11 protein-coding genes are annotated in these 11006 nt (G+C 46.8%); 4 read left to right on the top strand and 7 right to left on the bottom strand.

From position 1 onward, the window contains the following. Positions 1–115 precede the first annotated feature (115 nt). On the bottom strand, positions 116–979 hold the full coding sequence (locus tag B147_RS0118160) for a formylglycine-generating enzyme family protein (protein WP_020588627.1): 864 nt from the start codon (positions 977–979) through the stop codon (positions 116–118). Positions 980–1197: 218 nt separating this feature from the next. Here B147_RS0118160 and B147_RS0118155 point away from each other — a divergent pair, with 218 nt between their 5' ends. Continuing rightward, entirely contained in the window at positions 1198–1956 is a 759-nt protein-coding gene (locus tag B147_RS0118155) for a LysM peptidoglycan-binding domain-containing protein (RefSeq protein WP_020588626.1), read from the top strand. A gap of 11 nt (positions 1957–1967) precedes the next feature. Here the strand turns inward: B147_RS0118155 and B147_RS0118150 are convergent, their stop codons facing one another. Genes B147_RS0118150 through B147_RS0118125 form a run of 6 tightly spaced genes read right to left on the bottom strand, consistent with a single transcriptional unit; the run spans position 1968 to position 6806 of the window. Then, a complete protein-coding gene (locus B147_RS0118150; RefSeq protein WP_020588625.1) occupies positions 1968–2651 on the bottom strand; it encodes a phosphoribosylanthranilate isomerase in 684 nt (227 codons plus the stop codon). 5 nt (positions 2652–2656) lie between these two features. Then, positions 2657–3460 (bottom strand): indole-3-glycerol phosphate synthase TrpC, encoded by an 804-nt coding sequence (gene trpC / locus B147_RS0118145; RefSeq protein ID WP_020588624.1) that lies wholly within the window; start codon positions 3458–3460, stop codon positions 2657–2659. 16 nt (positions 3461–3476) lie between these two features. Next, the gene (trpD, locus tag B147_RS0118140; RefSeq protein ID WP_020588623.1) at positions 3477–4496 is read right to left on the bottom strand and encodes an anthranilate phosphoribosyltransferase; all 1020 of its coding nucleotides are present in this window, start codon (positions 4494–4496) and stop codon (positions 3477–3479) included. Between the two features lies 1 nt (position 4497). Continuing rightward, on the bottom strand, positions 4498–5067 hold the full coding sequence (locus B147_RS0118135; RefSeq protein WP_020588622.1) for an anthranilate synthase component II: 570 nt from the start codon (positions 5065–5067) through the stop codon (positions 4498–4500). A gap of 7 nt (positions 5068–5074) precedes the next feature. Continuing rightward, positions 5075–6562 carry an anthranilate synthase component I family protein gene (locus tag B147_RS0118130; protein WP_020588621.1) on the bottom strand — a complete coding sequence of 496 codons (1488 nt, stop codon included), beginning with the start codon at positions 6560–6562 and terminating at the stop codon, positions 5075–5077. A gap of 46 nt (positions 6563–6608) precedes the next feature. Further along, positions 6609–6806, bottom strand: a complete 198-nt coding sequence (locus B147_RS0118125) for a hypothetical protein (RefSeq protein WP_026259720.1) — start codon at positions 6804–6806, stop codon at positions 6609–6611. 361 nt (positions 6807–7167) lie between these two features. Between B147_RS0118125 and B147_RS0118115 the strand changes: the two genes are divergently transcribed. The 3 genes from B147_RS0118115 to B147_RS33565 all read left to right on the top strand — a co-directional run bounded on the left by B147_RS0118115 (position 7168) and on the right by B147_RS33565 (position 10724). Beyond that, the gene (locus B147_RS0118115; RefSeq protein ID WP_020588618.1) at positions 7168–8691 is read left to right on the top strand and encodes a B12-binding domain-containing radical SAM protein; all 1524 of its coding nucleotides are present in this window, start codon (positions 7168–7170) and stop codon (positions 8689–8691) included. Between the two features lie 17 nt (positions 8692–8708). Next, positions 8709–9974 (top strand): CinA family nicotinamide mononucleotide deamidase-related protein, encoded by a 1266-nt coding sequence (locus B147_RS0118110; RefSeq protein WP_020588617.1) that lies wholly within the window; start codon positions 8709–8711, stop codon positions 9972–9974. Positions 9975–10661: 687 nt separating this feature from the next. Beyond that, complete coding sequence (locus B147_RS33565) at positions 10662–10724, top strand: hypothetical protein (RefSeq protein WP_425387035.1); 63 nt, start codon at positions 10662–10664, stop codon at positions 10722–10724. Positions 10725–11006 lie beyond the last annotated feature (282 nt).

Here is an 11006-nt window from a genome sequence, read left to right as displayed (position 1 = left end):
ATCCTCAAAATATGTTGTATATTCCTCCGGTTAAAAATTGTTTCCGCCTTGAATTTGAACAAATTACCTAAAAACTTGATGATCGATTAAAAAAACAGAGTTTGAACTTGCCCGTTCACTGTTCCCGGACGATTCTAAACCCAAGGCTGTTGCGGCGGGCCACGGGCTTGTAATTGGTGCGGTAGGCGCATCGCTGGTATTTGCTGTTCTGGAACCATCCGCCGCCCCTGACCACCCGGTGGCCACCTTTTGTTTCCAAAGGATCCCGAATGCCGTCAACATAGGTCTGGGTGATGGTTCCGGTTCCCGCACTCCATATGGTGCGCCACTCACAGGCATCCTGGACCCACTCCTGAACATTGCCGTGCATGTCGTAAAGTCCCCATTTATTGGGTTTAAGTAGTTTGACCGGGTGGGGTTTGAAGTCCCCGACCGGCGAAAAACCACCGGAATTAAAGCAGTACCAGGCATGATCAACAAGCGCTGCTTCCGGTTCTTTGCAGGAAAAGGTGGTAACGTCCCCTGTGGCAAAGGCCGTTTGACTGCCGGCCCGGCAGGCATATTCCCATTCCGCCTCCGTGGGCAAACGGTATTTACTTGTTCCTTCTCTTTTATTTAAAAACCGAATAAATTCAACTGCGTCATACCAGGATACGGTATCCATGGGGTAGTATTTACCTAATTTAAAGGATGACGGATTCGGAGATACAAGGCGGTCCCATTGACCCTGGGTTACTTCGGTTTCCGACATGTAAAAGCTTTTGGTGATGATCACCTTGTGTTGTTTCTCGTCTTTCTGCCGCCCCATCTCCGAGTCAGGACTTCCCATAATAAAAGACCCTGCCGGAATCAGAACAAATTTCATTCCGATTTTATTAATAAAAGAGTCTTGGGCAAATGCATCCAAAGCCACAGACTGGTTCATTAGTGTGAAAACAAAAAGAAAAAACGGTATAGTGAATGAGGACTTCAACCGCATAATAAATTCCTGATTTTTTGTCTGGTTTTAAATTATGCCAAGTGAATAATATCTTAAATATTAGCACATTTGAAACCCGGGGTTCAAGGTTATATCCTTGTGCATAAAATGATATATTGACGCTGGGTTTAATAAAAAATATTGTTTGGGCTTGAAATAACAGACTGAAATGCTATTTAAGAGAAATTGAGACATCATCTTCTTCCAGGAGCCAACAAATGAAAAAGAATCCCTCCTCTGAATCCCAAATTTATAATTCCGGCAAAGAGACAAACCAGAAAGAAAATGAACCCAGGGTGTCCGCCATTGAGCAGGGCTCTTCATTGCTGAAAAAAAATGAATTTACCATGATTCTCATCGCTGCCCTGATGGTTACGGTCTTGGTTTTTTTCTTTTTTTTCAAGGGCTCATCAACACAGGAAAGCCGTGAACATAAGGCCGTTTCAACTAACGGCGAAGATCAGACAGCCCCGGGTTTCGAGGACCGCATCTCCGCCCTTGAGATCTCTTTGGCAAAGATAGCATCATCTTCGGATCGGAATGAAAACCAAGGGGCATCACGGGCCGTGTCCGGCCTTGATGAACGGATGACGCGCGTTGAGACGGCAGTCAACCTAAAGCTTGATACCCTGATTGAGCGTGTGGACAAACTTGAAGGCCGATTACGCAAATTGGCTGTTGTTGCCGCGACGCCCCCGCCTCCACCTCCGCCCCAAAAGGCCGTTGTCAAATCCGAGCCTAAAGTAAAGAAACCGGCACTTGCACCCAAGAAAAAAGTTCAGGTAACACAGAAAAAAACGGTGAAACCAAAAGTTGTGAAACCCGAAAAGACCAACCAGTTTCATACGGTTCAAAAGGGTGAAACCCTGTGGTCAATTTCCCAGAAATATAAAACCAGTGTCGCAGCAATACGCAAACTGAATAATTTGACGCCCGAAGATAAAATATATCCCGGGACCAATTTATTGGTCAGATAGAGACCGGCACGTCAGGGCTGCAAATGGATAGATTTTGCAGCCCTGATAAAGTCTTTGACCTTTGCGATATCCTTGATTCCTTTTGCTTCTTCCACACCCGAAGAGACATCAACGGCATGGGGGCGTATCCTTGCAACCGCATCCGCCACATTCTCCGGGTCAAGCCCGCCGGCCAGCATCAAACGCACTTTTTGTGCCATCTCAAGGGCCTGGCCGTAATCCCAGGCTTCTGCATTTCCCCCGGGAAGTATTCCCTTGCCGTATTCCGCCAGACAAAAATCGGCTGATCCGTATTTTTCCGTGTCACAGAGCCCAGGGGGCCTTGCAGCAAAAAACGCTTTGGTCACTACAAGGTTTTGGGCTGATAAGCGTTTAGCAAGTTCAGGCGTTTCTGCACCGTGCAGCTGTACGATTTCAAGCCCGCAGTCAGAAACGGTCTGCATGATCGTATCAAAGGTTTCGTTGACAAACACCCCGCAGGCCGGCACCTCTTTGGGAAGAGCCCGGGCAATCTCCCGGGCCTGGGCATTGCTTACATGCCGGGGACTTTTTTCAAAAAAAACAAGTCCGATGATATCGGCCCCGGCGCTCACGCAGTCAAGGGCATTATCCACAAGGGTCAGGCCGCATATCTTTACCAGAACCTTGTGCCGTTGGTCTGGTATCTTCCATTTCGATGCAGGGAATTGATCCATGGCTGTCAGGCGTCCTCCGCTTTGATGCCGATAAGGGTTTTGATAAACTGGGCCGGGTCCTCTGCGCGGACAATACTTTCTCCCACAAGAAAATTGAAAATACGGTTTTCAATGCCGGCTTCAATACCGGGGCGGCCGGAAATGCCCGAGGCCTCCACGGGGATGATTTCATCGGGAAAAATTTTTGCCACACGTTTTGCTACACTTGTGTCCACCTCAAGAGTGGCCAGGTTTCTGTTGTTAATACCCACCACCCGGGCCTGGGCTTTATATGCCTGCTCAAATTCAAATTCTGAATTGATTTCCACCAGCGGCTCCATGCCAAGTTCCCGGGTAAGAACGGTCAGCTCTGCCTGCTGGGCCGGGTCGAGCAGGGTGGTGATCAAGAGAACTGCAGATGCCCCTGCCTTTTTGGCTTCATAAATTTGGTATTCGGAAAAGATAAAATCCTTTCGAAGTACGGGCAGATCCGTGTTTTGACATACAAGTTTGAGATCAGACAAGGTGCCTTTAAAGTACTTTGATTCCGTGAGCACCGATATGGCCCTTGCTCTGCCCTGGGTGTAGGCCTTGGCATAGGCAGCCACGTCAATATCGGTTCTGATGTCCCCCTTGGAAGGCGATGCTTTTTTGACCTCGGCAATGATACCCACAGCCTTTGGGGTAGAATGCGCCATTGCATCGGCAAAAGAGGCCGGAACCGGTGTATGTTCGGCATCATGGCGAATGGCGGTTAATGGCACCTTGCTTTTGGCCTGGTTTATTTCCTCATTTTTAACATCAACAACAGCGTTGAGAAATCCTTTCATTTATCTGCCTTTCGGGTTAAGCGTTTTCCCTGGTATAATCGGCCAGCAACTCAAGTTTTTCCATGGCTGCTCCGGTTTCAATGGATCTTAAGGCCATCTCAATGCCCTTTTCAATGGTGGGGGCAGCATCAGCGGCCACAAGACCTGCACCTGCATTGAGCAAGACAATATCCTGTTTCGGGCCCTTTCCCCCGGACAGAATGGCCCGGGTGATGGCGGCATTATGTTTTGCATTACCGCCCAAAAGATCCTTGGGGTCGGCGTATTCGTCAAAATAGGTCAAGGGATCCACATCATAGGTTTTAATCATGCCGTCATTGAGTTCCGTCACCCGGGTCAGGCCTGTGGTGGTCATCTCATCCATGCCGTCATGGCCGTGGACCACAAAGGCCTTTTCCACACCCAGCAGATTCAATGCCTTTCCAAACATTTCCGTTAATTCCGGTGCATATACCCCAAGGATCTGGCATGAGGCGGCTGCCGGGTTGGTCAATGGGCCGAGCATATTGAAAATACTTCTGATTTTGCATTCAGTGCGGGCTTTCATGGCGTATTTCATGGAGCCGTGGTACAGGGGCGCAAACATGAAACCAATGCCGATTTCATTGATGGCCTCTTCCACAATTTCAGGGTCTACACTCAAATTAATTCCAAGTTCTTCAAGTACATCAGCAGACCCGCATTTACTGGTGACGGACCGGTTGCCGTGTTTTGCCACGGTTATGCCGGCGCCGGCAATGACAAAGGCTGTTGTGGTGGAAATATTAAATGACCCTAAGGCGTCACCGCCTGTACCGCAGGTATCAATGACCTTTTTGGCAAGGGTTTGAACACGAACCGCCTTGGTGCGCATGGCCCGGGCCGCACCGGCAAGTTCCTCAAATGTCTCCCCCTTTGTGGCCAGGGCGGCCATGAATGCGCCGACCTGTGCTTCGGTGGCCTGTCCTGAGAATATGGTATCCAGCATTTCGGCCATCTGATCCTGGCTAAGATTCTGTCCGCTTACTATGGTATTCAGATAATCTGTAAAATCCATATCATGCTCCTTTGATGAAGTTTCTGATCAGCCGTTTTCCCACGGTGGTCATGAAAGATTCCGGATGGAACTGAACCCCCTGGGTGGGGTGTTCTTTGTGTCTTATACCCATGATTTCCCCGTCCAGGGTTCTGGCCGTCACTTCCAGACAGTCGGGAAGGTCCGATTCCTGGACCGCCAGGGAGTGGTAACGCATCACATTAAAGGGCTTGTTGATGCCTGAAAAAATATGTTTGCCGTCTGCTTCCACCATGGATGTTTTTCCATGCATAATGGATTTGGCATGGATAATGGTGCCGCCAAAACTTTGGGCAATGGTCTGATGCCCTAAACAGACACCCAGGATAGGAACTTTTCCCGACAGCTTTTGTACCAGTTCAAGGCAGATGCCTGCATCCTCGGGCCTGCCTGGTCCCGGTGACAGGATAACGGCATCAAATCCTAACTCCTCAAGTTCGGCCACGCTGATCTTATCATTTCTGAAAACCTCTGCCTGGGCCCCTGTATGCAGCACATAATGCACCAGGTTAAAGGTAAAGGAATCGTAGTTGTCTATTATTGCTGTTTTCATATTTTAACTATCCTTTTGTGCTTTGTGACAGCGCAAGTTTTAATGCCATTTCAACGCTTTTGGCCTTGTTGATGCATTCGTTCAATTCGGTTTCAGGATCTGAATCATAGACAATACCTGCCCCTGCCTGTACGGTCAGTTTATCGTTTTCCATGACCGCGGTTCGGATGGTGATGGCAAAGTCCATGTTGCCGGTAAAAGAGATGTACCCTGCAGCCCCGCCATAGACACCCCGTTGACGGTTTTCAAGCTTGCCGATGATCTCCATGGCCCGGATTTTGGGGGCTCCGGACAAGGTGCCTGCCGGAAAGGTGGCCTTGAACAGATCAAAGGCGTCGCACTCCTCTTTTAAATCACAGGTGATGTTGGAGACCAGATGCATGACATGGGAGTAGCGTTCAATGACCATGGTGTCGGTCACCTGTACCGTGCCGGCCTGGGCCACCCGGCCAAGGTCATTTCGGCCAAGATCAATGAGCATGACGTGTTCTGCCTTTTCCTTTTCATCATTGAGCAGATCATCGGCCAGGGTCCGGTCTTGTTGTTCGCTCTTTCCCCGGGGTCTTGTTCCGGCAATGGGGCGCAGGGTGGCCACCCGGTTTTCCAGGCGTACCATGGTTTCAGGAGAAGAGCCTGCAATGATCCGGTCCGTGAAATTCATGAAAAACATGTAAGGTGACGGGTTGATGTAGCGCTGGGCCCGGTAGATCAGTATGGGGTCAACCGTTGTTTTGCATGAGAACGGCTGGGAATATACAGCCTGGAAAATATCGCCTTCCACAATATGGTCCTTAATGGTTCTAACCCCTTCCATGTACTCTTCGGCCGGTGTTTCAGGTACAAGCTGCGTATCGGCAACATAAGGCGCGGCCTTGGGAGCAAAGGGTTTTCCTAAATCTTTGACAAGTGTGTCAACGTTTTCCCTGGCATGATCATAGACCGTGGCCGGATCATCGGTTTCGGACAGGTAACAGATGTTCAGGCAGGTCAAGGTCTGTTTGATATTGTCAAAAATGATCATCTGCTCAGGAATAATAAAATGGCCGTATGGGGTGCCCTCGGGCAGGGAAACGTCAATGTTTTCGAAAAAAGAAACGATTTCATAGGCAAAGTAACCGGTGATTCCGCTCCAGAACCTTGGTAAATCAGGGATATCGGCAGGGGTAAATTTTTTGATAACATCCCGCATGACACTTAAAGGATCATTGTCATGATTGATTTTTTTTGTATCATGGCGGGTCTCCACAAGGACATGGGTTTTAAAAATTTTGATGTGCCCAAAAGCGGATACCCCAAGAAAGCTGTAACGGCCCCACCGCTCGCCACCTTCCACACTCTCTAAAAGGAAGCACGCCTTGTCCTTTTCATAGCATTTCTGCAGAATGGATACGGGTGTATCACTGTCTGCAAGCACCCTTGTGGCCACAGGTATGACATTGGCGGATTGGGCAAGTTTGATGAATTGGTCTTTATCCGGCAGTCTGTCTAATATCATTAAAAAATCCTTTATTAAGAAAGTCTGTGTCACCGACACAGAACTTTCAACTTTTTTGTGGGTTAAGATCGTCCCATGGCTGTTTAAAATAAAAAAAGGCCGACATGGATGTTGTCAGCCTTGGGTCCGCAACAGCCATGAATTTACGTAAAAGCTGCTGCAGCGATATGTCACAAGAATCTAAAGCATCTTCGATAACCGGTGCAACAGCCATTGCCATATTGGCCATGAACGCCAATGCCATAAAGTTTGTTTCTGGTTGGTTGCAAAAGTTTTCATACGTGCCCTTATCTGTATAGATTTTTTAACGGTCAAATTAAATGGTTTTAATAGTAGTGTCAATAAATAATAATGGTGTCAATAAAAATGTTTCTGTTGGTAGAAACAAAATTTAAAATTTATAAACAAAGACCGGACAAAGATGAAAAAAAAGCTGGCACTATTGGGCACCGGCATTTATATATTGACTGTTTTATTTAACCATAAAGAACATGAAGGACATGAAGATTATATACCGAAAATCAATCTTCATGTCCTTCATGGTTTTAATTGGGACGTATTTTAGCTTAAGATTTATTTATGATAAAGGCTTGGGATTGATTTAAATGCTTTTGCTTTTCCCCCCTGTGGCAAAACCCTGTGAACCGCCCGCCGGCATTGCACTTTTGTCATCTGCATTAAAGGAAAACGGTATTGACTGTAAATGCATTGACGCTAATGTGGACGGTCTTTTATGGTTGATAACTTCCGTGGGAAAAGACAAGGCAACCGATTCCTGGACCCGGCGGGCTTTGAAAAACAGGGCAGCCATTTTAAACGACCTTTGCAATCCTGATCTGTACACCAATTTTGACCGCTACCACCAGCGGGTCTATGATCTGAACCGGCTGGTGGCTGTATCCGTGGACCGGTCACGATTCAGAATCAGTTTAAGCGACTATTCGGACAATCAACTCTCTTCGGTGGACTCCAAGGCCTTGCTTGACAGTGCTGCATCATATCAGGAAAATCCTTTTTTTTCATATTTTGAAGAAAAACTTCGTCCCGTGATGGAATCCTGGGATCATCCCTGGATCGGCATCTCCCTTTGTTATCTCAACCAAGCCCTGGTTAGTTTTGCCCTGGCCGGATGGATCAAGGATAATTTTCCTGGTAAAATACTTGTCATGGGCGGGGGATTGATCTCTTCCTGGATGAGCCGCCCTGATTTTAATAACCCCTTTTCAAACCTGATTGATCATCTGGTCAAAGGGGAGGGGGAATCTCCTTTGCTTGCGCTGCTTGGAAAACCCGGCATTGAAAAAAAACATTATGTGCCGGACTACGGGTTTGCCGATAACCATGATTATATTGCGCCGGCAAAAATTTTGCCTTTCAGAGGATCCATCGGGTGTTACTGGAGCAAATGCAGGTTCTGTCCTGAAAAGGCTGAAACACGTCCCTACTCGACCCAGCGGGCCGATCGGGTGCTTGGGGATCTTGACTTAATGGCCCAAAACCATAATCCTGAGGTTGTGCATTTTATTGACAATGCGGTGACGCCTGCATTTTTGCGTGCGCTTTCCAGGCAGACGTGTGCGTTTAAGTGGTATGGATTTGTTCGGTTTGAAAAGGATTTTGCCGATCTCCAATTTTGCAGGGCTCTTAAGCAAAGCGGGTGTGAGATGCTTAAACTCGGACTTGAATCCGGCGATCAGAAGGTTCTGGAGGATATGGGAAAGGGCACGGATCTTGAGCTTGTGTCAGCCACCCTTGCCAATCTTAAGGCCGTAGGAATTCTGACTTTTGTCTACCTGCTTTTCGGCACCCACTATGAAGATGAGGCTGCCGCCCACCGAACATTAGAGTACATCAAGACGCATAAATCAGATATTGACTATCTGAATCTGTCCGTGTTTAATTTGCCTAAGTTCAGTGAAGATGCCCAAGGGCTTGTGACCCATGAATTTTACCATGGTGATCTCTCCTTATATCTTAATTTTGAGCACCCCTGGGGCTGGACCCGTCGTAATGTGAAATCGTTTATTGATAAAGAGTTTAAAAAACAGCTGGGTGTAGGGTCCAGATTTAGGAAAAATCCGGCCTTTTTTTCATCCAACCATGCCATGTTTTTCAACAACTTAATGTGATTCAAAAGGACTTTCCCATGACCAAAGGCCATGTTTTTTCCACAGGCAATGAGGTGCTGCTTGGCGATATTGTAGACACCAACAGCGCTTTTTTATGCCGGCAGCTTAAACGTTTAGGCGTAACCGTAATAAAGACAAGTGCTGTGCGCGATGATATGGCAGCCCTTGTCAGTGAGATTAAAAGCATCGCATCCACCGCAGATGTCTGTGTCATGACCGGCGGCCTTGGACCTACGTCCGATGATTTAACGACCCAAGCCATTGCCAATGCTGCCGGGGTGAGACTTGATTTGGATGCCGCAGCTCTGCGCTCTATGGAAAAGTATTTTGATAAACGCGGGTTCGATCTAACACCCGCCAATGAAAAACAGGCCCTGCTGCCCAACGGCGCAACGTTTATGGAAAATCTTCACGGTACTGCGCCGGGGTTTTCCATGAGTATCGGCAATTGCCGTTTTTTTTGTATGCCTGGTGTCTCAAGGGAAATGGAGCGGATGTTTGATCTGAACGTCAGGCCCCAATTAAATGAAATAACCGGGCATGCCGGTGAGATCCAGGTCATACGCCTGATGGTGTTCGGCATGCCTGAATCCAGGGTCGAGGAGTCGCTTTCGGGTTTCAATGAGCAGTTTCCCGAAATTCATCTGGGGTTCAGGATCAGATTCCCTATTATTGAGGTCAAGCTCTCTCTGATTAAAGAGACGATTTCCAAGGCACAACAGGACCTGGATAGTGCCACACAGATGAACCAGGCAAAACTATGGGTAATGGATAGGATAGGATCAAAAGTTATTTCAGACCAGGGGTTGACCCTGGCCCAGGAAGTCGGGCGGATTCTGGCAACGCACGGCCAGACACTCAGTGTAGCTGAATCCTGTACCGGCGGACTTGTGGCCCACCTGATAACGGATGTGCCGGGTGCTTCTGACTATTTTTTATTTTCAGCCACCACCTATGCCAATTCTGCTAAAGAAGCGATTCTTAATGTGTCCCATGAAACGTTAGAAAATAATGGGGCGGTGGATGAGACCACGGCACTTGAAATGGCAACCGGCGTCAAAGCCGCCGGCGGATCTGACTGGGCTGTGTCTACCACAGGCATTGCAGGCCCTTCAGGCGGCAGTGAGGATAAACCTGTGGGGACCGTATGTATTGGAGTGGCAGGTCCGTTTGGGGCGCATTCCCAACGTTTTTTGCTGGATCGCGGCGACCGTCAGCGCAACAAACAACTGTTTGCCGCCATGGCCCTTGAGATGCTGCGACGAGAACTTGTGAAAAAATAAGGCGGATCCAGACTTGTTCTCTTTTAACATCATGAAATTTCAGATTTAATTTGCCTAAGCCGGTCCTTGATTTCAATAGAAGACATCTCTAATTATAGACTTATATTGTAGGGTGTTATATTCCTAATTGAAAATAATGACGTTAATAAACGTCATGCATTGGTCTGTCAACCACCAATATATCCCTATATAGCAATGGCAAATGTAACGCCGGGGGAGATAATCGATGTTCATCTTTATATTTAAAATACCAATAACGAACATGGGTTTTAACAGGGAGAATCAACACTACCTCATGAATTTGAAAAGAGGCGTTCAGTTTAGCAACCAACTATTTGTCCCCCAGACCGTTTTTCCAAATCCCTCAACCGGTTGATATATAAGATAATGATGTAAAATCAATACGTTATTCGTTTTTGGAACAACCGATTTAACTTGAATTATTGTATTTTAGATGTATATTTACTCTATGCTGAGAGCGCAGTTGTTTTCAGCGAAATGTTTTAATTTAGTGATTGAATTTTTAAATAGGGAGGCGAATATGGCTCTGAGTGCAAGAAACGTTCTGAAGGGAACAGTGAAGGAAGTAAAAAAAGGCATGGTTATGGCTGAAGTTGTTATCGAGATCGCACCCGGCGTTGAGAGGTTGTTTCATCTATTACCACAAGTTCTGTAGAAAAACTTGGGTTGGATGCAGGCAAATCCGCTAACGTAGTTATCAAAGCAACTAGTGTAATGCTTGACGCTTAATTGTTTTAACGGGACATCCATATTCTGGAGATTTATCAAGTATCCATAAGATATGAGATAAATTGTTTTTTTTTTTTTTTTATATGAAACACTCCCCTCAAAAAAGGGAATAGCGTTCCATTGGTTGTATGGCTTTTTGTTCCACAACACTTTTATTACCGTTACAAATTGAAGGTATCAAATCAATAAAGCTATCTCTTTCGGATAACAATTCAAGCACAGAAGACAACTTTTTAAATCATCAGCGGCGGTCGGTTTATACTATAAAAGTTTTATATACGT

This window comes from Desulfobacter curvatus DSM 3379 (genome assembly GCF_000373985.1).
In the GTDB taxonomy this organism is placed as follows: Bacteria; Desulfobacterota; Desulfobacteria; order Desulfobacterales; family Desulfobacteraceae; genus Desulfobacter; species Desulfobacter curvatus.
This window is presented reverse-complemented; position numbering and strand designations above follow the sequence as displayed.